This window comes from Microbacterium sp. CFH 31415 (assembly GCF_022538185.1).
GTDB lineage: Bacteria > Actinomycetota > Actinomycetes > Actinomycetales > Microbacteriaceae > Microbacterium.
In genome coordinates, this window is record NZ_JAKYXC010000003.1 from 60,209 (window position 1) to 81,568 (window position 21,360).

The 21,360-nt window shown below is 70.8% G+C and carries 21 protein-coding genes; 10 read left to right on the plus strand and 11 right to left on the minus strand.

Going from position 1 to position 21,360, the window contains the following annotated elements; genetic code table 11:
* Positions 1 to 43: 43 nt before the first annotated feature.
* Positions 44 to 4,399 carry a family 43 glycosylhydrolase gene (locus tag MK786_RS04290; protein ID WP_241111006.1) on the minus strand — a complete coding sequence of 1,452 codons (4,356 nt, stop codon included), beginning with the start codon at positions 4,397 to 4,399 and terminating at the stop codon, positions 44 to 46.
* A gap of 189 nt (positions 4,400 to 4,588) precedes the next feature.
* Positions 4,589 to 5,173, minus strand: a complete 585-nt coding sequence (locus MK786_RS04295) for a Dps family protein (RefSeq protein WP_374200422.1) — start codon at positions 5,171 to 5,173, stop codon at positions 4,589 to 4,591.
* Between the two features lie 227 nt (positions 5,174 to 5,400).
* Here MK786_RS04295 and MK786_RS04300 point away from each other — a divergent pair, with 227 nt between their 5' ends.
* A complete protein-coding gene (locus MK786_RS04300) occupies positions 5,401 to 5,961 on the plus strand; it encodes an NYN domain-containing protein (protein WP_241111007.1) in 561 nt (186 codons plus the stop codon).
* Positions 5,962 to 6,049: 88 nt separating this feature from the next.
* Positions 6,050 to 6,523, plus strand: coding sequence for a VanZ family protein (locus tag MK786_RS04305; protein ID WP_241111008.1), 474 nt, complete (start codon positions 6,050 to 6,052; stop codon positions 6,521 to 6,523).
* An 8-nt stretch (positions 6,524 to 6,531) separates the two neighbouring features.
* On the opposite strand, the gene MK786_RS04310 is transcribed toward MK786_RS04305, so the two are convergent.
* Together MK786_RS04310 and MK786_RS04315 are read right to left on the minus strand one after the other, a co-directional pair.
* A complete protein-coding gene (locus MK786_RS04310; RefSeq protein ID WP_241111009.1) occupies positions 6,532 to 7,662 on the minus strand; it encodes a HAMP domain-containing sensor histidine kinase in 1,131 nt (376 codons plus the stop codon).
* Positions 7,649 to 8,326, minus strand: coding sequence for a response regulator transcription factor (locus tag MK786_RS04315; RefSeq protein WP_241111010.1), 678 nt, complete (start codon positions 8,324 to 8,326; stop codon positions 7,649 to 7,651). Before MK786_RS04315 ends, MK786_RS04310 begins: the two co-directional genes overlap by 14 nt.
* Positions 8,327 to 8,413: 87 nt before the next feature.
* On the opposite strand from MK786_RS04315, the gene MK786_RS04320 reads away from it, so the two are divergent.
* The gene (locus tag MK786_RS04320) at positions 8,414 to 9,007 is read left to right on the plus strand and encodes a M15 family metallopeptidase (protein WP_241111011.1); all 594 of its coding nucleotides are present in this window, start codon (positions 8,414 to 8,416) and stop codon (positions 9,005 to 9,007) included.
* 50 nt (positions 9,008 to 9,057) lie between these two features.
* Here the strand turns inward: MK786_RS04320 and MK786_RS04325 are convergent, their stop codons facing one another.
* Positions 9,058 to 10,569 (minus strand): SulP family inorganic anion transporter, encoded by a 1,512-nt coding sequence (locus MK786_RS04325; RefSeq protein ID WP_241111012.1) that lies wholly within the window; start codon positions 10,567 to 10,569, stop codon positions 9,058 to 9,060.
* A 155-nt stretch (positions 10,570 to 10,724) separates the two neighbouring features.
* Here MK786_RS04325 and MK786_RS04330 point away from each other — a divergent pair, with 155 nt between their 5' ends.
* Together MK786_RS04330 and MK786_RS04335 are read left to right on the plus strand one after the other, a co-directional pair.
* Positions 10,725 to 11,471, plus strand: a complete 747-nt coding sequence (locus MK786_RS04330) for a sulfurtransferase (protein ID WP_241111013.1) — start codon at positions 10,725 to 10,727, stop codon at positions 11,469 to 11,471.
* Between the two features lie 14 nt (positions 11,472 to 11,485).
* Positions 11,486 to 11,878, plus strand: a complete 393-nt coding sequence (locus tag MK786_RS04335; RefSeq protein WP_241111014.1) for a DUF3054 domain-containing protein — start codon at positions 11,486 to 11,488, stop codon at positions 11,876 to 11,878.
* Positions 11,879 to 11,988: 110 nt separating this feature from the next.
* Here MK786_RS04335 and MK786_RS04340 read toward each other — a convergent pair whose 3' ends face one another.
* Genes MK786_RS04340 through MK786_RS04355 form a run of 4 tightly spaced genes read right to left on the minus strand, consistent with a single transcriptional unit; the run spans position 11,989 to position 15,152 of the window.
* Positions 11,989 to 12,903, minus strand: a complete 915-nt coding sequence (locus MK786_RS04340; RefSeq protein ID WP_241111015.1) for an ABC transporter substrate-binding protein — start codon at positions 12,901 to 12,903, stop codon at positions 11,989 to 11,991.
* Positions 12,904 to 12,928: 25 nt separating this feature from the next.
* Complete coding sequence (locus MK786_RS04345) at positions 12,929 to 13,660, minus strand: ABC transporter permease (protein WP_241111016.1); 732 nt, start codon at positions 13,658 to 13,660, stop codon at positions 12,929 to 12,931.
* Complete coding sequence (locus tag MK786_RS04350) at positions 13,657 to 14,331, minus strand: ABC transporter permease (protein WP_241111017.1); 675 nt, start codon at positions 14,329 to 14,331, stop codon at positions 13,657 to 13,659. Before MK786_RS04350 ends, MK786_RS04345 begins: the two co-directional genes overlap by 4 nt.
* A complete protein-coding gene (locus MK786_RS04355; RefSeq protein ID WP_241111018.1) occupies positions 14,328 to 15,152 on the minus strand; it encodes an ABC transporter ATP-binding protein in 825 nt (274 codons plus the stop codon). Before MK786_RS04355 ends, MK786_RS04350 begins: the two co-directional genes overlap by 4 nt.
* A 180-nt stretch (positions 15,153 to 15,332) precedes the next feature.
* On the opposite strand from MK786_RS04355, the gene MK786_RS04360 reads away from it, so the two are divergent.
* Entirely contained in the window at positions 15,333 to 16,769 is a 1,437-nt protein-coding gene (locus tag MK786_RS04360; protein ID WP_241111019.1) for an NAD(P)/FAD-dependent oxidoreductase, read from the plus strand.
* Here MK786_RS04360 and MK786_RS04365 read toward each other — a convergent pair.
* Positions 16,754 to 17,356, minus strand: a complete 603-nt coding sequence (locus tag MK786_RS04365) for a flavodoxin family protein (protein WP_241111020.1) — start codon at positions 17,354 to 17,356, stop codon at positions 16,754 to 16,756. The two genes, MK786_RS04360 and MK786_RS04365, sit on opposite strands and share 16 nt — an antisense overlap.
* Positions 17,357 to 17,467: 111 nt before the next feature.
* On the opposite strand from MK786_RS04365, the gene MK786_RS04370 reads away from it, so the two are divergent.
* The 3 genes from MK786_RS04370 to MK786_RS04380 are packed head-to-tail and all read left to right on the plus strand — an operon-like array spanning position 17,468 to position 19,108.
* Positions 17,468 to 17,968 carry a DUF427 domain-containing protein gene (locus MK786_RS04370; RefSeq protein WP_241111021.1) on the plus strand — a complete coding sequence of 167 codons (501 nt, stop codon included), beginning with the start codon at positions 17,468 to 17,470 and terminating at the stop codon, positions 17,966 to 17,968.
* Between the two features lie 34 nt (positions 17,969 to 18,002).
* Positions 18,003 to 18,617 carry a GyrI-like domain-containing protein gene (locus MK786_RS04375; RefSeq protein WP_241111022.1) on the plus strand — a complete coding sequence of 205 codons (615 nt, stop codon included), beginning with the start codon at positions 18,003 to 18,005 and terminating at the stop codon, positions 18,615 to 18,617.
* Positions 18,614 to 19,108, plus strand: a complete 495-nt coding sequence (locus MK786_RS04380; RefSeq protein ID WP_241111023.1) for a metallophosphoesterase family protein — start codon at positions 18,614 to 18,616, stop codon at positions 19,106 to 19,108. The genes MK786_RS04375 and MK786_RS04380 overlap by 4 nt, the downstream gene beginning before the upstream one ends.
* Before the next feature lie 29 nt (positions 19,109 to 19,137).
* On the opposite strand, the gene MK786_RS04385 is transcribed toward MK786_RS04380, so the two are convergent.
* A complete protein-coding gene (locus MK786_RS04385; RefSeq protein WP_241111024.1) occupies positions 19,138 to 19,548 on the minus strand; it encodes a gamma-glutamylcyclotransferase in 411 nt (136 codons plus the stop codon).
* Positions 19,549 to 19,719: 171 nt separating this feature from the next.
* On the opposite strand from MK786_RS04385, the gene MK786_RS04390 reads away from it, so the two are divergent.
* On the plus strand, positions 19,720 to 21,333 hold the full coding sequence (locus MK786_RS04390; protein WP_241111025.1) for a molybdopterin-dependent oxidoreductase: 1,614 nt from the start codon (positions 19,720 to 19,722) through the stop codon (positions 21,331 to 21,333).
* The last annotated feature ends 27 nt before the right edge of the window (positions 21,334 to 21,360 follow it).

The following is a 21,360-nucleotide window of genomic DNA, read 5'->3' on the forward strand; positions in this document are numbered from 1 at the left end:
CCGTCTCGACGACGGCACCCGGCCCGTGATCACCGCCGCGCGCTCAGCCGCAGGTCTGCAGTCCGTACGACGCCTCGGTCACCGAGGTGACCGGTTCGCCGTCGCGTGTCGCATCCGCCGTGACCGACACCGTGCCGGCCTCGATGTTGGCGAGGCGCGTGGTGAACGCCTGCGACGTCGTCTTGCCCGGCTGGACCACGACGGTCTTGCTGCCGTAGGTCGTCCGGACGGCGAGGGTCGCGGCGACGTCGTCGACGTTCTTCGCCTGCACGACGAGCGTCACCTTGCCCGCGATGCAGCGCGAGGTCGTGGTGACCTCGATCTGCGGTCCGGTCTCGGGCAGGTCGATCGTCTGCGGTGCGACGCTCTCGAGCGTCGGGACCACCGGCTTGATGAGGCCGTCGGCGCCGAACTCGAGCTTGTCGATCGTCGTCTCGCGATGGTTGCCGTCGCCGCCCGGGATCGCGAAGCGATGGTAGGCGATGTACCAGTCGTCGGTCCCCGGCACATTGATGATCGAGCTGTGGCCGGGTCCCTTGATGCCGAGCGACAGGTCCTTCTGCAGGATCACGCCGCGATAGGTCCACGGCCCGTTCATGCTCGTCGCCGTGGCGTACCCGACGCGGTAGTTCTCCGACCCGGTGTCGTCGATCGCGTACGTCAGGTGGTAGAGCCCCTGGCGGTAGTTGAAGAAGACACCCTCACGGAAGTTCGTGAGGCCGTTGATGCGCTGATACGTCCCGGTCTTGAGCGAGATCATGTCGTCGTTCAGCTCGGCGAGCACGGCCGCGTTGCCGCCGTTGCCCCAGCCGAGATACCAGGTGCCGGTCACCGGGTCGTGGAAGGCGGCCGGGTCGATGGCCTGGCCTGACGTGACCTCCTCGTTGTTGAGGATCATCGCGCTGGGCTGGGCCACGAACGGCCCCTCGGGGCTGTCACCCACGGCCACGCCGATCGTCTTGCGGTTCAGCGCGGCGTTGTGCCCGCTGAAGTAGAAGTAGTACTTCCCGTCCCGCTGGATGATCGTGGGCGCCCAGGCATTGCCGGTCGCCCACGGCACGTTGCCGTTGGCGCCGTCGAGCGTGAGGAAGGGCTCGTCCGAGCGCTCCCAGTCGACGAGGTTCTTCGAGCTCCACACGTAGAAGTCCTTGCCGCCCCAGCCGGCGTAGCCGTCCGTCGTGGCGTAGATGTAGTAGGTGTCGCCGAAGACCGCGATGTTCGGGTCGGCGTAGAGACCGGGCAGCACAGGGCTGTTGACGACCCGCGCCTCGATCGTCCACGTGGTCGTCCCGCCGTCCGGCTCGGACAGCGTGTAGGTGACCGGGCTGCTCAGGTCGACCACGGTGCCCGACGTGGGCGAGACGGTGACGCCCGGTGCCGTGCTGAAGGTCGGTGCCAGCGCGGTGAGGTCGGTTCCCTTCACGACGGGGATCACGGCCGTGTGCGCGGTGGAGTCGACGAACGGCGCGACCTTGAGCTTCGACGGGTCGGACAGCGACACCTCGAGCAGCTGGTCGGTGACGCCGGCGTTGGCGAGCACTTCGCCCGCCGACAGCGCCCGGTTGTAGACGCGCACGTTGTCGAACCAGCCCTGGAAGTACCCGTCCGCCGAGTAGAGCGACTTGCCGAGGTAGCCCACGAGGTTCTCGCCGAGGTCGGCCACCGTGGCACCGAGGGTCGCATTCTCGCCGAGCTTGACGCCGTCGGAGTACACCGTCATCTTCGCGCCGTCGAACACGACATCGATCCGGTGCCACTGGCCGCTGCTGACGGTTCCGGTGACGGCCGACTCGTTCTGCCACGACGTCTGCGTGATGGCGCTGCGCACGTCGCCGCCGCGGAGCCGCAGGAAGTAGTACTTGCTGGTGTCGGCGCCGAACGCGAAGGTGAAGAAGTTGCCGCTGGTCTTCTCGGACTTGACGTCCATCGACACGGTCATCGTGCTGCGGCCGTCGAAGAAGCCGGTCGGGAACGCGGCGAAGCCGTTGGTCGAGCCGTCCAGCTTGAGGGCCTGGCCCTGAACGGCGTCGGTCGCGACGGCGGCCGTGCCGCTCTTCGTCAGGTCGGCGTCGCCGATCGAGTCCGCCAGCGTCCCGTCGTCGAAGGTGTACTCGGCGATCGGCTGCTCCTGGGGCTCCTCCGGCTCCTCCGGGTCGACCGGCTCGTCGCCGTACGCCTCGAGCAGGCGCTCCTCCTCCGCGGCCGACAGGCGAAGCACGGAGCCGTGGCGGAACCGCTGGTCGAACGAGTACTGGTCGGCCCCGCTGCCCACGGTCAGCTGACGGAACTGCAGACTGTCGAGCGTGTCGGCGATGTGACCGTAGTACCCGCTCTGGTCGCCCATCGCGGCCCAGCGGCCGTCGGGCAGCTGGTAGACGGTGAGCCCTTCCATCGAAGCGCGCAGACCGTGAGCGGATGCCTCGCCCCGAGCGATCTCGCGGGTCCACGGGCCGTCCAGGCTGGGTGCCGTGTCGACGACCGTGTGCCAGTCGGAGGTGGAGAAGCGGTAGTAGGTGTCGCCCTCCTGCGCGATGGTGGAGTCGATGATGTTGGGCCCGGTGAGTCCGTCGCCCTTCTCGTTGAGCGACGTCCAGATCTCCGGCTCGGTGAACGTGACGAAATCGCGGGTCTTCGTGAGGTACATCCGCAGCGCCCAGTCAGGGGTGCCGTCGTCGGTGCGGTCGCGCGCTGCCCAGTACACGTAGTACTCGCCGGTCGCCTCGTTGTAGGTCGCCTCGGGCGCCCACACGCAGCCGGCCTGGTCGAAGCCGGCGAACACGATGCGCTGGTCGCTCCAGTTCACCAGGTCGGTCGACTCCCACACCACCAGGTTCTGGCTGGCGTTGAGCTGGTCCCACCCGGAGCCGCCGGGGCCGCCGCCCTCGGCGTGCAGGTCGGTCCCGATGATCCAGTACTTGTCGCCATCGGGGGAGCGCACGAGGTGCGGGTCGCGCACGCCGAGGTCGCCACCCAGGTTGGCGAGGATCGGCTTGTTGTCGTTGAGCTTCGACCAGTGCAGGCCGTCCTCGCTGTAGCCGTAGAAGATCTTCTCGTAACCGCCCTCGGCCGCGAAGTGCGTCCACAGGTAGCCGGCGGTGTAGTCGGTGTCGAGGTCGACGGGCGCGGCGGTGACGGTGACGGGGATGCTGCGGGTCGCGGCGGTGCCGGGGACGGAGGCGGTCAGCGTGACCGCCGTGTCGGTGGCCCCGCGCGTCACGACGCCGGCGGGTGTGCTGCCCTGCGCGCTCGTCGTGATGACGCCTGCGGGCGAGGCGCTCCAGGTCACGTCACTGCCGTTGACGGTGCCCGACGTGGGCAGCGTGATGTTGCCGCGGATGTCGTCGGCGTTCGGGATCACGATCGCATCCAGGTCGGCCTGGGCGAGCTGGTCACCGCCGGGGAGAGGCAGGACGGTCGCGGTGAAGGAACGGGTCGCGGATGCCGCACCCCGTGTGAGCGTGGCGGTCAGCGTGACCTCGGCCGGGGCCTGGCCGGCGGCGGGGCGGGTGACGGCGCCGGTGGCGGAGACGGTCGCCGAGTCGCTGGAGGCCCACGCGATCACGGCGCCGTTCGCGCCCTTGGCCGGCAGCGTGAGGTTCGCGGTGACGCCGCTCAGGTCACCGAGTGACAGAGCCGCAGCATCCCGCTGCAGGCGAGTGTCGTCGCTCGGAACCAGAGCCGACACCTCCGACGCGCTCAGCGCGGCGTCGTAGATGCGCACATCGCGCAGGCTGCCGGCGAGGCGCTTGTCGGCGTCGTAGACCGACCTGCCGAGGTAGTTCGCCGTCGTCACGCCGCCGCCGATCGATCCCGGTGTGATCGTGACCCCGGTGTTCTGGGCGACCTGCACACCGTCGAGGTACACGCGGGCCGTGTCGGTCGCGTCGTCCAGCGTGTAGGTGATCGTCTTCCACACGTCGCGCTCGAGGTTCGCGCTGCTGTTGGCGGTCTGCTCAGTGGACCAGTTGCCCGACGCGATCGAGGTCTTGTAGGTGTTGCCGGTCGAGTAGAGGTAGCCGTTGCCCACGCCGGCGGAATCGGTGTTGCCGAAGCCGTAGATGAAGTACGGCGTGCCCTGCGCAGCCCGCACGAGGACCTCGGCGCTGACGGTGATGGACGTGAGGCCGGCCAGCAGACTGTCGGGCAGCTTCACGTGGTCGTCTGCACCGTCGAGGCGCACCCCTTCGCCGCCGGTGAGGGCGGGCGAGCCCACGAAGGTGCCATCTCGCCCCGAGCCGCTGGCATCGACCGCGATCGTTCCGGTCGTCTCGGTCAGCGGGTAGTGGGCCACGAGCGTCGTGGCGGCGACCGCCGGCTGGGTCGCGGCGATCACGCCGGTCAGGCCGAGGGCGATCGCCGTGAGGCTCGTGAGCGTGCGTCGGACAAGGGGCTGCTTCATCGCACATCCTTCGTTCGCCGCGTCGGCGCGGCGTGTGGGGAAGAGGTTTCCGTGCGATGTTAGCGCTCACCACATGGATGGGCAAGGGTTGAGTTACCGCTCACACCGGCGTCGTGCGGCGAACGGCGTCGGAAATAGCGCTGCCCACCGTCCCGGAGGAGAGTGGGCAGCGTCGAGCGCCTGATGTGGTCACCGCTTCGGCGTGCGGTTCTCCGCGCTCACCATCCACGAGAGCTGCTCCACGCGCTCAAGGATCGCGTGGAGGATGTCAGCACTGGTGGGGTCTTCTTCGTCGACGTCGTCGTGGACGTCGCGACAGGTCATGGCGACGGCATCCAGTCGCTCGGTCATGAGGTCGACCACCTCGGTGGTCGCGATCTCGCCCTGGGGGAACTCGGGCAGCGTGGTGGTCTCGGCCACGACGTCGCTGCGCCCGTCGGGCAGGGCGTGCAGCGAGCGCATGCGCTCGGCGACGGTGTCGGCGAAGTCGCGGGCGGCCTCGATGATCTCGTCGAGCTGCAGGTGCGTGTCGCGGAAGTTGCGGCCGACGACGTTCCAGTGGGCCTGCTTGCCCTGGAGCGACAGCTCGATCAGATCGATGAGCACTTTCTGCAGGTTCTCGCTGAGGGATTCGGAGGCCGTGAACCCGTGCTCCGCGTTCTGCTCGCTCGTCAGCTCGGCGCCGACTCCGCCTCGGGCCGTGCGCCGCTTGTTCTTGGAGGTCGCTGCGGCGGTCTTCGTCGGGGCGGTCTTCTTCGCGGTGGTCGTGGCCACGATGTCTCTCCTTTTCGTCGGGACTCTTCGAAGCTAATGAGCCTGCTCGCTGCACGCCTGGGGATTGCACTGTCCGGGACGACGTGCTACCGCCGGGCGCAGCCGTCGTCGCGCCGGAGGTGGGCGCGCACGCGGGCCTCGACCCGGTCGCAGATGCAGCGGGCTGACCCCGCACGTAGGATCGTGCTCGGGTTCCCGACCGCTCGGACCCGGTGAGGGGGCCCGTGGTGGGCGACGACGGACGGACGACCTGGATCCTGGTCGACGGCGAGAACATCGACGCGACGCTCGGGGGCTCGATCCTCGGACGGCGTCCCCAGCCGGACGAGCGCCCCCGGTGGGACCGGCTCATGTCGTTCGCGTCGCGCACGTGGCGACAGCCCGCCCGTGGCCTGTTCTTCCTCAACGCGACGACCGGCATCCCGATGGCGTTCGTTCAAGCACTGAAGGCGATGGACTACCAGGTCGTGCCGCTGTCGGGCGCACCCGACGAGAAGGTCGTCGACATCGCGGTGCAGCGCACGCTGCGCGCGATCGTCGACCGGCCCGACGACGTCATGCTGGTGAGCCACGACGGCGACTTCCTCGATGACGTCGCCGCGCTGGTCGACGGTGAGCGGCGGGTCGGAGTGCTCGCGTTCACCGAGTTCCGCAACGCCGGATTCGCGACGCTGCCGGGCATCGAGAAGTTCGACCTCGAGTACGACGCCCGGGTCTTCGACGCGCCGCTGCCACGGGTGCGCGTCATCCCGATCGAGGAGTTCGACCCCGCGATGTTCCTGCGCTGACCGCAGCGGGCGCGGAGCATACGCTCCCGCAACATCGGTTCCGCTGGGCTGAACCTGTCGGCACATGAGCCGGCGGGAAGCAGGAACCGTGTCGAACACCGCTCCGACCGCGCCCACCCGCGCCGCCCGCGCCATCGCGGCGGCGCTCGCCGTCACGGCCGTCGGCATCCTCACGCTCGGCCCGCGCGCCCTGGTCGCGCCGGCGCGCGGCGCGTTCCTGAGCGCGGTGGATGCCGCCTCCGCGCCGCTGCTCGCCTGGTTCCCGTACGGCGATGCCGAGCGCGTGCTCAACACGATCATGTTCGTGCCGCTCGGTGCGACGATCGCCCTGCTGCTGGGGCGACGGTGGTGGCCGCTCGCCATCCTCGGCGGGTTCGCGCTGTCGGCGTGCGTCGAGTACGCGCAGCGGTCGATCCCCGGTCGCGTGCCCGACCCGGCGGACGTGCTGTGGAACACCGTCGGCGCGGCGATCGGTGTGATCGTCGTCACGGCTGTGCGGCTGGTGTGCGCGGCGGTGCGCGCCCTGGCACGGCCGGACCGGATGCCGCAGCCCACGCGCTGATCGCGGGGTCAGTCGCGGCGGGGCATTGAGCGGGGGAGTTCCACGCGCACGTGCAGCCCGCCGCCGGGACGGGCGGTGATGTCGAGCACACCGTCGTGGGCGCGCACGACGGCCGCGACGATCGCGAGTCCGAGGCCCGCGCCGCGCTCCGTCTCGGCGCCGCGCGCGCGTCCGGCGCCGCGGACGAACGGCTCGACGAGGGTGTCGGCGACGGCGGGATCGAGGACCGGGCCGGTATTGGCGACGATGAGCTCGGCCGACCGAGCGGTGCGCCCCGTCGTCACCGACACCCAGCCGCCCGGCTCGTTGTGCACGACGGCGTTGCGCACGAGGTTCGCGGCCAGCCGCCCGAGCAGAGTGCGGTCGCCCAGCGCGGTCGCCGGCGTGAGCGACGTGTCGATGCGGATGTCGGCGGCCGCGGCATCCGCTGTCTCCTCCTCCACCGCTCCGGCGACGATCGACGCGAGGTCCACCGCTTCACGCGTCCAGGTTCCGCCGCGTCCGGCGCGGGCCAGCGCGAGCAGGGCCTCGGTCGTCGCGATCGCGCGGTCGTTGGTGTCGCCGATGCGCCGGAGCACCTCGTGGACGTCGCGGCCGTCGGGGTCGGCCCGCGCGACCTCCACCATCGTGCGGATGATCGCATGCGGCGTGCGCAGCTCGTGCGAGGCGTTGGCAGCGAAGCGGCGCTCCTCATCGAGCGTCTGCTGCACGCGGCCGAGCATCGCGTCGAAGGCGTCGGCGAGCTCGGTCAGCTCGTCGCGGGCGCCGGGCAAGTCGATGCGGTGGTCGAGTGACCCGTCGCGCGCGCGGCGGGCGGCGTCGGTGACGCGGTCGAGCGGTCTGAGCATGCGTCCCGCGAGCAGCCAGCCGCCCACGAGCCCGAATGCGGCGAGCCCGGCGAGAGCCCACCACGCGTAGCGCACGAAGACCTCGACGAGGTTGGTGCGATTCGGCGCCCAGCCGCCGCCCACGACGTAGACGTTCCCCTCAGGCACGAAGCGCAGCAGCAGGAAGCCGACGGCGAACAGCGCCGCCCCCGCGACGACCAGGAAGCCGGCGTAGCTCAGCGTCAGCTTCACCCGCACCGACAGCCCGCGCGGACGCCCCGTGCGGGGAGCGGATGCCTCACCCCGCGGCATCCGTCACCTCACTCACCCGGTAGCCCACGCCGGCAACCGTCTCGATCGCCCACGGCTCGCCCAGGCGCTTGCGCAGTGTCGAGATCGTGATGCGCACGGCGTTGGTGAAGGGGTCGGCGTTCTCGTCCCACGCGCGCTCGAGCAGGTCCTCGGCGCTGACGACGCCGCCCTGCGCGGCCAGCAGCACCTCGAGCACCGCGAACTGCTTGCGGGTGAGCGAGACGTAGCGCCCGTCGCGGTAGACCTCTCGGCGGAACGGGTCCAGCCGCAGGGCGCCGAACTCGAGCACCGGCGGAGTCCCGGCGGCCGGCCGTCGCCCGAGCGCGCGAAGCCGCAGGACGAGTTCGCGCAGCGCGAAGGGCTTGGTGAGGTAGTCGTCGGCGCCGCTCTCGAAGCCGGTCGCCTTGTCGTCCAGCCGGTCGGCCGCGGTCAGCATGAGCACGCGCGGACCCGCCGGCAGGGCCGCCAGGTGGCGGGCGATCTCGTCGCCGTTCGGGCCAGGTATGTCGCGGTCGAGCACGACCACGTCGTACAGGTTGACGGCGAGCAGGTCGAACGCGGTGTCCCCGTCGCCCGCGAGGTCGGCGGCGATCGCCTCCAACCGGAGTCCGTCGCGGATGGCCTCGGCGAGGTACAGCTCGTCCTCGACGATCAGCACGCGCATGGCGACCAGCCTAGGTCGCCGCCTATATCGCGGGTGTATGCGAATCCGCGTACGCCGTCGCAACACACGCCCGCGTGGGATGGTCGCATGTCACTCCTCACCGCATCCCCCGTGCGTCCGCCCGCTCGTCGCGGCCGCGCGTCCTTCGTCGCGACCGGCGTGATCGCTGCCGTGCTGCTCGCCGCTGGCGCCGTGACCGCGGCCTACCTGTGGAGCCCCGCACAGGCGCTGTCCGCGCGGTTCGTGCCGAGTTCGGCCGCGGGCGAGCTCGCGTCCGCGGCCGCCATCGACGACGACTCGCTGCCCGCGATCGCCCACCTCGACCCCGTCCTGCGCGATGCGGTGCGCGGGGCCGCCGCCGCTGCGGCGGCTGACGGGGTGAGGTTCGAGATCACCGGCGGGTGGCGGAGCCGGGAGTACCAGCAGTGGCTGCTCGACGACGCCATCACGACGTACGGAAGCGAGGAGATCGCGCGGCAATTCGTCGCCACCCCCGACCGCTCGCACCACGTGACCGGCCACGCCGTCGATGTCGGCCCACTCGATGCCCAGTTCTGGCTCATCGAGCACGGCGCCGGGTGGGGGCTGTGCCAGATCTATGCCAATGAGCGCTGGCATTTCGAGATCGCGACCGACCCCGGCGGCGAATGCCCCGCGCTGCTTCCCGATGCGGAGGGGTGACGCCTCGCCCGCGCGTTCGTCGGAGCGACCAACCTGACGCCCACGCTGACTCAGCTGCTGGCGAGGCCACCGCTCAGCCGGCGGTGGAAGGCGGTGGTCGCCTCGTTCATGCCGACCAGCTCGACGGTGGTGCCGCGCTGCTCGTACTTCGTGACGATCGCGTCCAGGGCAGCGACCGTCGAGGCATCCCACACATGCGAACGCGTCATGTCGATGACCACGTCCGACGGATCGGACGCGTACTCGAACTGCGTCGTCAGGTCGTTGCTCGACGCGAAGAACAGCTCGCCGTCGACCCGGTAACGGGCGACGTCGCCGTCGACGGTGCGGGTGACGGTCGTGAAGTGGGCTACGCGGCGCGCGAAGAGCACCATCGCCGCGAGCACGCCGGCGATGACGCCGACCGCGAGGTTGTGCGTCCACACTGTGAGCGCGACGGTCACGACCATCACGAGCGTCTCGCTCAGCGGCATCCGCTTCAGCGTGGAGGGGCGGACGCTGTGCCAGTCGAACGTCGCGACGGAAACGGCGATCATCACGGCCACCAGCGCGGCCATCGGGATGATCGCGACGACGTCGCCGAGCGCGACCACCAGGACGAGCACGAAGACGCCGGCCATGAAGGTCGAGATGCGAGTGCGGGCGCCCGACGCCTTCACGCCGATCATGGTCTGGCCGATCATCGCGCAGCCCCCGGTGCCGCCGAAGAACGCGGAGGCCAGGTTCGCCACGCCGAGCCCCCACGCCTCGCGGGTCTTGCGCGAGTGCGTGTCGGTGATGTCGTCCACGAGCTTCGCCGTCATCAGCGACTCGAGCAGGCCGACGAGGGCGACCGCGAACGCGTAGGGCGCGATGATCTGCAGCGTCTCCCACGTCAGGGGCACATTCGGGATCAGCAGCTCCGGCAGGCTGCGCGGCAGGTCGCCCTGATCGCCCACGTCCGGCACGGAGATGCCGAACACCACGACCGCGGCGGTCAGCAGCACCACCGTGACGAGCGGGGCGGGCACCGCGCGGGTGATGCGCGGCCAGAGGACGAGGATGCCGAGCCCGACCGCGACGAGCACGTAGACCGCCCACGGCACGTCGATGAGCTGCGGCAGCTGCGACACGAAGATCAAGATCGCGAGCGCGTTGACGAAGCCGACCATGACGCTCCGGGGGATGAAGCGCATGAGCTTCGCGACGCCGAGCACGGCGAGGAGGATCTGCAGGATGCCCGCGAGGATGACGGTCGCGATGAAGTAGTCCATGCCGTACTCGCGCGAGACCGGCGCGATCACGAGGGCCACGGCGCCGGCGGCCGCCGTGATCATCGCCGGCCGGCCGCCCGTGAAGGCGATGACGACGGCGAGCACGAAGGACGAGAAGAGGCCGACGCGAGGATCGACGCCCGCGACGACCGAGAATGCGATGGCTTCGGGGATGAGCGCGATCGCGACGACGAGGCCGGCGAGCAGCTCGCGCGTGAGGATGCGCGGACTGCGCAGCGCCTGCAGCACCGTCGGCTCGATGCGGTAGCGGGACGGGCTGTCGGGCGTGGTGACGGGTGCAGCGGGCATGGCTATGCTCCGGGAGTCGGGGGCGGGCGCTCTCCGTTGCGCGCGGGAACCGGGCAGAACCGGCGGGAGGGGCCGCGAGCGCGACGTGGCGAGTCTACCCGCGCCCCCGCGGCTGCCCGGATCGTGCGGTGCCGGGCGGAACGTAGGCTTGTGGCGTGGCATCCGTCCTGAACATCTCGGCGTATCTGTTCACGCGGATCGACGACCGCGAGGCACTGCGCCCGGTGCTGCGTGCCGGTGCGGAGTCGGCCGGGCTCAAGGGCACGATCCTGCTCGCGGAGGAGGGCATCAACCTCTTCCTCGCGGGCGGCCCCGACGCCGTCCGCGGCTTCGTCGACGACCTGCGCGCCGACCCGCGCTTCGCGGCGTTGACGACCAAGGAGAGCTGGTCGGATGCCCAGCCGTTCCGACGCCTGCTCGTCAAGCTCAAGCGGGAGATCATCCGCATGGACCACCCGGCCATCCGGCCCGAGGCGGGGCGCGCGCCGGCGGTCACGCCCGACACGCTGCGCCGCTGGCTCGACGAGGGGCACGACGACACCGGCCGCGAGGTGGTGCTGCTCGACACGCGCAACGCCTTCGAGGTCGACTACGGCACGTTCGCGGGCGCCGTCGACTGGCGCATCGAGCGCTTCACCGAGTTCCCAGGAGCCGTCGCCGCGCACCGTGGGGATCTTGCGGGCAAGACCGTCGTGAGCTTCTGCACCGGGGGGATCCGCTGCGAGAAGGCGGCGATCCACCTGCGCGAGAACGGCGTCGACGCGCTGCAGCTCGAGGGCGGCATCCTCGGCTACTTCGAGAACGTGGGCGGCGCCCACTGGAACGGCGAGTGCTTCGTCTTCGACGAGCGTGAGGCGCTCACGCCCGACTTGCGTCCGCGGACGACCGCGATGGCTTCGTGATGACCGAGGATCGGATGCCGCAGCCGGCTTGGCGCGTCGTCGCCGGCTCTTTCGCGCTCGACGTGATGCTCGTGGTGGCGTTCGCCGCCATCGGGCGCGCGAGCCACGGCGAGGACTGGCTGATCGGCCTCGGCATCACCGCGTGGCCGTTCCTCGTCGGCCTGGTGGCCGGCTGGCTCATCACGCTCGCGTGGCGCGCCCCGGCGGCTCCGGTTCGCACCGGGCTCGGAGTCTGGGCGGCGACGGTCGTCGGAGGGATGCTGCTGCGCGCGGCCTCCGGCCAGGGGACCGCGGTGGCGTTCATCGTGGTCGCCACCCTGACGCTCTGTATGTTCCTCGTCGGATGGCGAGTGATCGCCGGGCTCGTGGCGCGCTCGCGGTCGCGCCGGCAGGTGACCGCGCGCTGACGCGTCCGCCGACGCGCCCTTCGCACCAGACGGGCGGGCCGGCGGCGCCCGACGGCTGGCGGCTGGCGGAAGGGCCGGGCGAATCCGCCCGACCCTTCCGCGTGGTCAGATCAGTCGAGCCCGTTCTCGGCGAGCCAGGCCGCCGCGATGTCGTCGGACGACATCTGGTCGACCGTCGACTGCACGTTGAGCGCGACCAGTCCCTCGGGGGTGAGAGCGGCGCTGACGGCGTTGATCACGTCGGCGATCTCGTCGGCGAGGTCGGCGCTCACGACCGGGACGACGTTCGACGCCAGGAACAGGCCCTCGGGGTCTTCGAGCGTGACGAGGTCCTGCGTCTCGATGAGCGGGTCGGCGCTGTAGACGTTCGCGACCTGGATGTTGCCGGCGACGAGCTCGTCGACGGTGGTGTCGCCGGTCGCCTGGAACGCGACGGTCACGCCGTAGACCTCCTCGAGGCCGGACGGACCGTAGGGGCGCTCCTCGAGCTCGGGAGCGCCGCCGAGCACGAGGCCGTCGATGCCGGCCAGGTCGGCGATCGAGACGAGGTCGTTCTCCTCGGCGAACGCCGCGGTCACGTTGTACGAGTCCTGGTCGGTCGCGGACGACTGGTCGAGCACGGTGATTCCCTCAGGCAGCGCCTCCTGCAGCGCGGCGTAGACGTCGTCCGACGTGGTGGCCGTCGTGTCGGGCTCGAAGAACTGCAGCAGATTGCCCGTGTACTCGGGGAACAGGTCGATCGACCCGTCCTCGATCGAAGGCATATAGGCGTCGCGCTGCCCGATGTTGAAGTTGCGCTCGACCTCGAAGCCCGCGCCTTCGAGCGCCTGCGCGTAGATCTCGGCGATGATCTCGTTCGAGTAGTACGCCTGCGAGCCGATGACGATCGGACCCGACGTGCCGGGCTCGTCGGTGGTGCCGTCGTCCCCCGTGAGGGGGTCGCTCGAGGCGCAGCCGGCCAGCGCGAGGGCGGCGATCGCCGTCGCGCTGAGGGCGAGCGCGAGGCGGGTGCGTGCTGTGGACATGTGGAACCTCCGGTTGTGGTGAGGGTCAGGCGGGCGTGCTCGCGACGGTGCGCGTGCGCATCCCAGGGGATTGCTGAGGGGACTGGAGTCGTGCGGCCACGCCGTGCGGCACGACGAGGCGCTGCACGACGGCGAAGACGCCGTCGAGCGCCAGCGCGAGGGCGATGACGACGATCGAGGCGCCGAGGATCTGCGGGAAGTCCCGCAGCGGGATGCCCTGGATGATGTAGTAGCCGAGGCCGCCGAGGCCCACGTACGCGGCGATCGTCACGGTCGCGACGACCTGGAGCGTGGCGGTGCGGAGACCTCCGATGAGGAGCGGCAGCCCGAGCGGCACCTCGATCTTCCAGAGGATCTGCCACGGCGTCATGCCCATCGCGCGGCCGGCGTCGATCACCGTGCGGTCGATCGCCTCGAAGCCCGCATACGCGCCGGCGAGGATGGACGGGATCGCGAGGAGCACGAAGGCCGTGACCGCGGCCTCGGTCTTGAGCGAGACCCCGAGAACCAGGTAGAGCAGCACGATCAGGCCGAGCGAAGGCAGTGCGCGGGCGGCGCCCGACAAGAACACCGCGATCTCGCGGCCCCGGCCGGTGTGGCCGATGATCCATCCGGCGGGGATCGCGATGACCGACGCGATGACGACCGACCCGAAGGTGAAGAGGAGATGCTGCATGATCGCGGTCGGCAGCGGCAGTCCGTTCGGCCACTCGGCCGGGGAGAGGATCCAGGCGAACGCTTCGAGGAAGTAGTTCACGCCGTCACCGCCCGCAGAGCGCGCTCGGCGCGGGTCGGCCGGCGCCGGTTCCAGGGCATGAGCAGCCGGCCAGCCACGACGAGCAGCAGGTCGATGAGCACCGCGATGACGACCACGGCCACGACACCGGCGAGCACCTCGGGGATGATGCGGCGCTGCGAGCCGTTCGTGAACAGGTAGCCGAGGTTCTGCACCCCGATGAGGATGCCGACGGTGGCCAGCGAGATGGTCGAAGAGGCCGTCACCCGGAGTCCCGCCAGCAGCACGGGACCGGCAAGCGGGAAGTCGACCGTCCAGAAGCGCCGCCACGCGCCGAATCCGACCGCGACGGCCGCTTCACGCGTGACCGGGTCCACCGATGCCAGACCGTCGGTGACCGAGCGCGTCATGATGGCTACCGCGTAGATCGTGAGCGCGACGACGAGGTTGGCTTCGGACAGGAGTGGGATGCCGAACACGGCGGCGAGGACGGCGAAGAGCCCGAGCGACGGGATCGTGTAGAGCAGGCCGACGGTGGCGAGAGTGGGGCCGCGCACCGCGGTGTAGCGGAACGCCGCCCAGCCGATCGGCACCGAGATGACGAATCCGAGTACGATCGCGATCAGGCTCTGCCGCAGGTGGTCGAGCGACAGGCCCCAGATGAGGTCCAGGTTGCCGAGCACCCAGCTCACGACGCGTCCTCCACCAGCACCCCCTGTGTGCGGCCGGACTCGTCGACCACGACCGCGCCGTGCGGCGTCTCCTTGCGACGCAGTGCCCTGGCCCCCTTCTCGGCCCCGATGAAGCTGGCCACGAAGTCGCTGGCAGGGTTCTCAATGATCTCGTCGGGCGTGCCGACCTGGGCGATCTTCGCGCCCTTCTGCAGGATGACGACCTGATCGCCGAGCAGGAACGCCTCGTCGATGTCGTGCGTCACGAACACGATCGTCTTGTCGAGCTCGCGCTGCAACCGCAGCGTCTCGGCCTGCAGCTCTTTGCGCACGATCGGGTCGACGGCGCCGAACGGCTCGTCCATCAGCAGGATGTTCGGATCGACGGCGAGCCCGCGGGCCACCCCGACGCGCTGCTGCTGACCGCCCGACAGCTGGCTCGGGTAGCGCTCCGCCAGCGTGCGGTCGAGACCGACGACATCCATCAGCTCGAGCGCGCGCTCGTGCGCCGTCTTGCGCGGGACGCCGCTGAGCACGGGCACCGTCGCGATGTTGTCGATCACCGTGAAGTGGGGGAGGAGGCCCGCGTTCTGCAGCACGTAGCCGATGCCGCGCCGCAGCTTCACGGGGTCGCGGCCCGAGATCGGCTCGTCGTCGATGGCGATCACGCCGCTCGTCGGCTCGACGAGGCGATTGATCATGCGCAGCAGCGTGGTCTTGCCGCACCCCGAGGATCCGACCAGCACGGTCGTCTTGTGCGCGGGCATGACGAGGCTGAAGTCGTCGACCGCCAGAGTGCCGTCGGCGAACCGCTTGGAGACGGATCGGAACTCGATCGCCATGCTGTCCTTTCCGCGGGTTTCCCAGCCAACCACAGGTCTGCGACATCGGGGGCGGAACCCGCGAAGCGTGATCCGGCCGTTGCCCTGCGCAATCTTCGGCGCCGAGCGGCCAGCGGATGGGTGCGACCGCGATTCCGACGAGTCGGCCCTGGCGCCACAGGGCGCCGCTAGCGTGGGCGCATGACCACTCGGGAGTTCGATCTGATCGTCATCGGTGCCGGACCCGTCGGCGAGAACGTCGCCGATCGTGCAAAGCAGGGCGGTCTCTCGGTCGTCGTCGTCGAGAGCGAGCTGGTGGGCGGGGAGTGCTCGTACTGGGCGTGCATGCCGTCGAAGACTTTGCTGCGCAGCGGGGCGGCTCTCCGCGCCGCGCGTGACGTCGACGGCGCGAAGCAGGCCGTCACGGGCGGTGTCGACGTCGCGGCGGCGCTGCGCCGACGCGACGCCATCGTCTACGACTGGAACGACTCGTCGCAGGTCGAGTGGCTGCAGGGCGCCGGCATCGAGCTCGTCCGGGGCCGCGGACGTCTCACGGGTGAGCGCGCCGTGACGGTCGATTCCGCCGACGGCACCACCGCCGACCTCGTCGCCCGGCATGCCGTGGTCGTCTCGACCGGTTCGGCCGCCCTGCTCCCCGACATTCCGGGACTCGTGGATGCCGCGCCCTGGACGAGCCGCGACGCGACCGGAGTGCGCGAGGTCCCTTCCTCGCTGGCGATCCTCGGCGGCGGGGTCGTGGGCAGCGAGATGGCCACGCTCTTCACGTCGTTCGGCACGCAGGTCACGATCCTCGCCCGCTCCGGGCTGCTGGGCGGCATGGAGCCGTTCGCCGGCGAGGCCGTCGCGGCCGCGCTGCGCGAAGCCGGAGCCGTCGTGCGCACCGGGGTCGAGGTCGAGAGGGTCGCTCGCGTCGACGGCGGAGACGTCGTGCTGAGCCTGTCGGACGGCTCGGAGGTGAGAGCCGCCGAGCTGCTCGTCGCCACCGGCCGGGTGCCGCGAACGGCTGACATCGGCCTCGAGACGGTCGGCCTCACACCGGGCGAGTGGCTCGACGTCGACGACACGCTCCGCGTGCGCGGCGTCGACTGGCTTTACGGCGTCGGCGACGTCAACCATCGCGCGCTGCTCACGCACCAGGGCAAGTACCAGGGCCGTGCCGCGGGCGACGTGATCGCCGCCCGCGCGCTCGGGCGCGCCGTCGACGATGCTCCGTGGGGGGCGCACGTCGCCACGGCCGACCACGACGCGGTTCCGCAGGTGACCTTCACCGACCCGGAGGTCGCGTCGGTCGGGCATACCGAGGCCTCCGCGAGGACGGCAGGGCTCGGCATCCGGGTCGTCGACTACGACCTGTCGTGGATCTCCGGCGCGAGCACCCACGCCGACCACTATCGCGGCCAGGCGCGAGCCGTGATCGACACCGACCGCCACGTTCTCGTGGGCGCGACGTTCGTCGGCCCGGATGTCGCGGAGCTGCTCCACTCCGCCACGATCGCGATCGTGGGGGAGGTGCCGTTGCACCGCCTGTGGCACGCGGTCCCGTCGTATCCGACGGTGAGCGAGGTGTGGCTCCGCTGGCTCGAGGAGTACCGTCGCGACACTCAGGGCGCGGGGTAGGGCTGCTCGGCGAGCACCTTCGCGAGGTGCGCCGCGTGCCGCGCGAGTGTCTGGGTGGTGCTCGCGACCTTCTCAGGCGTCTCCGGGAGGTCCTTGTAGTCGGTCGTGTGCATCGCCTCGCCGTTCCAGTAGACGCCGCCCTGTGACGGGATGCTGAAGCCGACGTCCCCGAGGCCCTGATAGGCGTCCGCGATGATGGCGTGGGCCCCGTCCTCGTTGCCGACGACGGCCACGACCGCCACCTTGCCCGCGAGGATGGGCCTGCCTTCGTCGTCCGTCTCCGACAGCTCCGCGTCGAGTCGCTCGAGGACCCGCTGCGCGACGCTCGACATGTGGCCCATCCAGGTCGGGGTCGCGAAGACCAGGATGTCGGCCGCCATGACCTTCTCACGGATGCCGGGCCATTCGTCGCCGTCGCCCATGTCGGCCTCGACGCCCGGCTTGACGTCGAAGTCCACGACACGGACGATCTCGCCCTCGACGCCGTAGGGCGCGAGGGCGTCGAGCACCTGCTGGGCGAGGAGGTCGCCGCTGGACTCCGAGGGAGAGGGCTTGAGTGTGCAGTTGAGCGCGAGCGCATGGAGCATGATGGTCCCTTCGTCGATCCGGGCAGGCTACGGGGGCCGCCGCAGCGGCGTCAGGGTCTTGACGTTCCCCGATCGCGCCCCTACCCCCGCGGGCGTGCTTACGCTGGGGCGATGAGCCGTCATCCTGTTCCCGACCCCGTCGCGCCAGGCCAGGAGTCGGTGTGGGACTACCCGCGTCCTCCTCGGGTCGAGCAGATCGACGCGCGCGTAGTGATCCGGCTGGGCGGCGAGGTGATCGTCGACACCGATGACGTGGTGCGCGTGCTCGAGACCAGCCACCCGCCCGTCTACTATCTGCCGATCGCGGAGTTCGCCGAGGGTGCGCTCGTGCCGGCGACCGGTGGGTCGTTCTGCGAGTTCAAAGGCAGCGCGCGGTATTTCGATGTGCAGGGAGGGGATGCCGCGGCCCAGCGCGCCGCCTGGAACTACCCCGATCCGTCGCCGGGCTTCGATCTGCTCGCCGATCGCGTCGCGGTGTACGCCCGGCCGATGGACGCGTGCGAGGTCGACGGCGAGCTCGTCGAGCCGCAGCCGGGTGGGTTCTACGGCGGCTGGATCACCTCGACGGTGGCCGGACCCTTCAAGGGCGTGCCGGGGTCGATGGGCTGGTGACCGCGTCCGTGACGCCCGCTAGCCTGGTCGCGCCATGAAGACCGACCTCAAGAGAGAGATTGCCGCCTATTCGGCGCGACGGGGCATCTTCGACGTCGTCGAGCTGCCGCTGCTGCGCTACCTGATGATCGACGGCCACGGCGATCCGAACGAGCAGGCCTATGCCGATGCGGTGTCGACGCTCTTCCCTGTCGCCTACAAGCTCAAGTTCATGAGCAGGAAGGAACTCGACCGCGACTACGTCGTGATGCCGCTCGAGGCGCTGTGGTGGTCTGACGACATGACGACGTTCACGTCCGATCGCGACAAGTCGCGCTGGGACTGGACCGCGATGATCCTCGTTCCCGACTGGACGCCCGCTGATCACCTCGAGCGCGCCCTCGCGGCGGCTTCCGGCGCCCCCGCGCTCGATCGGCTCCGGCTCGAGACGCTCGACGAAGGGCGCTGCGTGCAGACCCTCCACCTCGGCCCCTTCGACGAGGAGGGGCCGGTGCTGGCGCGCCTGCACGACGAGGTCATCCCTTCCCGGGGGCTGCGCATGACGGGCCGACACCACGAGATCTACCTGAGCGACATCCGCCGCACCGACCCCGCGAAGCTCCGCACGATCCTGCGGCAGCCCGTGACCGATGCGGTAGGCGACGCGTGACGACGCGCCTCCTGCTCGTCTCCGACACCCACATCCCGGGCCGGGCGCGTCGGCTGCCCGATGCGCTCCTGCGCGCGGCGGATGCCGCCGACCTCATCATCCACGCCGGCGACTGGGTCGCGGCATCCGTTCTCGACGATCTCGAGCAGCACGGCGAGGTGCTCGGCGTCTTCGGCAACAACGACGGGCCCGACCTCCGGGCGCGGCTGCCCGAGGTAGCCCGCCGAGACATCGAGGGCGTGCGGTTCGCGGTCGTGCACGAGACCGGCGATGCCCGTCGTCGTGAAGCACGCTTGGACGACGCGCACCCCGACGCCGACGTGCTCGTGTTCGGGCACAGCCATATCCCGTGGGACACCACGACGCCGCGCGGGCTCAGACTGCTCAACCCGGGCTCGCCGACCGACCGTCGCCGCCAGCCGCACCATACGATGATGACGGTCGTGGTGGACTCCGGTGCCCTGCGCGCGGTCGAGCTCGTCGTGCTCTGAGCGGGCTCAGGTCTGACTCCGAGCGGGAGTCAGGTCTGGGCGGCCGCCCGCTCGGCGGTTGCCCGCAGAAAGTCGCCGTGCGCGATCTCCGGCCCGAGTCCCTGGGGGCGGTTCCACACCAGCACGAGCGCGTCGTGCTCGCCCGCGTCGGTCGCGACCGGCAGCCAGCGGGCGTCGTAGCCGTAGAGCAGCTCCTCGTCGACGATCACCCGGTTGACCGCGTCGCCAGGCTGCAGCGAGAGCAGTTCGCCGCGCACGAGCCCGGCGGCGTCGTCGAGCACGAGCACCGGCCATTCGCCGCCGGCATCCCAGAACAGTCGCCCGCGCAGCGTGGCCGGACGCGAGCGGAGGACGTGCGCGCTGATCGCCTCCCACAGCGCCATCCCCGGTCGCAGGCTGCCGTAGACGAACAGGGGCACGGCGGACGGCGGGAAGGTCACGGCATCCACCGTAGTCAGATGAGCGGATGCCGCGCCGCGCGGTTTCGTCGCGAGCCCCGCCGCGGCGCGCCGCAATCCGTCCGGGTCGCCGCCCCGAACAAGCACGTCGGGGATGACCCCGGAGACCGGGGATGCCCCCGGGGATCGGGGATGACCCGGGGAGGAGTGGCCATGCCGGACCGAGGCCGTGCCGCGGGATTCATGGCGCTGAGCGCGCTCGCCGGTGTCGTGAGCGCGGGCGTGTTCCTCGCCGTCGCCGAAGTCGTGGCCCTCCTGGTCGCACGCGAGAGCAGCCCGATCCTGGCGGTCGGCTCCTTCGTGATCGACGTGGTGCCGCAGCCGCTCAAGGAGCTCGCCATCTCGACGTTCGGCGCGTACGACAAGATCGCGCTCCTCGTCGGGCTGGGGATCGCCGTCGTCATCGCCTCCGCTGTCGCCGGTGTGCTGCAGTTCCTCCGCCCGCCCCTCGGCGTGGTCGCGCTCGGCCTCGCGGCGGCACTGTCGACCGCTGCCATCGTCACGCGGCAGGGAGCGTCCGCCTGGGCCTGGCTGCCGCCGCTGGTCGGCGCGGGGGCCGGAGCTGCCCTGCTGGTGCTCGCCGTGGGACGCCTGCGTCGCTGGGCGGACGTGGAGGCGTGGACGGCGGCGCAGGGGTGGCTCGGCTCGACCGAAGACGTGGAGTCGGAGCGCGAGGCCACGGCGACCCGCTCTCCGCGGCTCGACCGCCGGCGCTTCTTCCAGATCGTCGGTGTGGCCGGAGCCGGCGCGCTGGTCGCCGGGGTCGCGGCACGCGCGACGAACGTCGCCGTCACGTCCATCGCGTCCGTGCGCAGGGCGCTGCGACTGCCCGAGCCTCGGACGAGGGTGACCGTGCCCGACGGTGCGGAGTTCGATATTCCCGGCCTCTCGCCTCTCTACACGCCGAACGCCGACTTCTACCGCGTCGACACCGCGCTGACGGTTCCCGCGATCGATCCTGCGACGTGGCGCCTGCGGGTGGGCGGTCGCGTGGACGAGCCCGTCGAGCTGAGCTTCGACGACCTCGTCGCCATGGGCCTCGACGAGTACTCGATCACGCTGACGTGCGTCTCGAACGAGGTCGGCGGCGACCTGCTCGGGACGGCGAAATGGCTCGGGGTGCCGGTGCGGGACGTGCTGGCGCTCGCCGGTCCGCGCGCCGGGGCCGACATGGTGCTGTCGCGCAGCGTCGACGGGTTCACGGCGAGCACCCCGCTCGAGGCGCTGACCGACGAGGGTCGCGACGCGATCCTCGCGGTCGGGATGAACGGCGAGGCGCTGCCGCTCGAGCATGGCTTCCCGGTGCGCATGGTGGTGCCGGGGCTCTACGGCTACGTGTCGGCGACGAAGTGGCTGACCGAGCTGAAGGTCACGACCTTCGCCGCGGACGAGGCCTACTGGACGCCGCGCGGCTACAGCGCCCGGGCGCCGATCAAGTTCTCGTCGCGCCTCGACACTCCGCGCACCGGGCAACCCGTGGCCGCCGGCACCGTGGTGCTCGCGGGTGTCGCCTGGGCGCAGACCGTGGGCATCGACAGCGTCGAGGTCAGGATCGACGACGGCGACTGGCAGCAGGCGACGCTTTCATCGGCCGTCAACGACGACACCTGGGTGCAGTGGTTCCTCGAGTGGGACGCCGCGCCCGGCAACCACGACGTCGTGGTCCGCGCCGTCGATCGTGCCGGGCAGCTGCAGATCGAGGAACGTGCCGCCATCGCACCCGACGGGTCGTCCGGCTGGCAGCGCACCCTCGTGCGCGTCGAGTAGCGAAGCGGATGCCGCCACCCGGCGTGT

Bases quoted from the DNA above. Each gene is read 5' to 3' on its own strand.
- MK786_RS04290 (WP_241111006.1), bottom strand. From the start codon at position 4,399: ATGAAGCAGCCCCTTGTCCGACGCACGCTCACGAGCCTCACGGCGATC.
- MK786_RS04310 (WP_241111009.1), bottom strand. From the start codon at position 7,662: ATGCCGCGGGGTGAGGCATCCGCTCCCCGCACGGGGCGTCCGCGCGGG.
- MK786_RS04315 (WP_241111010.1), bottom strand. From the start codon at position 8,326: ATGCGCGTGCTGATCGTCGAGGACGAGCTGTACCTCGCCGAGGCCATC.
- MK786_RS04320 (WP_241111011.1), top strand. From the start codon at position 8,414: ATGTCACTCCTCACCGCATCCCCCGTGCGTCCGCCCGCTCGTCGCGGC.
- MK786_RS04325 (WP_241111012.1), bottom strand. From the start codon at position 10,569: ATGCCCGCTGCACCCGTCACCACGCCCGACAGCCCGTCCCGCTACCGC.
- MK786_RS04335 (WP_241111014.1), top strand. From the start codon at position 11,486: ATGCCGCAGCCGGCTTGGCGCGTCGTCGCCGGCTCTTTCGCGCTCGAC.
- MK786_RS04340 (WP_241111015.1), bottom strand. From the start codon at position 12,903: ATGTCCACAGCACGCACCCGCCTCGCGCTCGCCCTCAGCGCGACGGCG.
- MK786_RS04355 (WP_241111018.1), bottom strand. From the start codon at position 15,152: ATGGCGATCGAGTTCCGATCCGTCTCCAAGCGGTTCGCCGACGGCACT.
- MK786_RS04360 (WP_241111019.1), top strand. From the start codon at position 15,333: ATGACCACTCGGGAGTTCGATCTGATCGTCATCGGTGCCGGACCCGTC.
- MK786_RS04365 (WP_241111020.1), bottom strand. From the start codon at position 17,356: ATGCTCCATGCGCTCGCGCTCAACTGCACACTCAAGCCCTCTCCCTCG.
- MK786_RS04370 (WP_241111021.1), top strand. From the start codon at position 17,468: ATGAGCCGTCATCCTGTTCCCGACCCCGTCGCGCCAGGCCAGGAGTCG.
- MK786_RS04375 (WP_241111022.1), top strand. From the start codon at position 18,003: ATGAAGACCGACCTCAAGAGAGAGATTGCCGCCTATTCGGCGCGACGG.
- MK786_RS04390 (WP_241111025.1), top strand. From the start codon at position 19,720: ATGCCGGACCGAGGCCGTGCCGCGGGATTCATGGCGCTGAGCGCGCTC.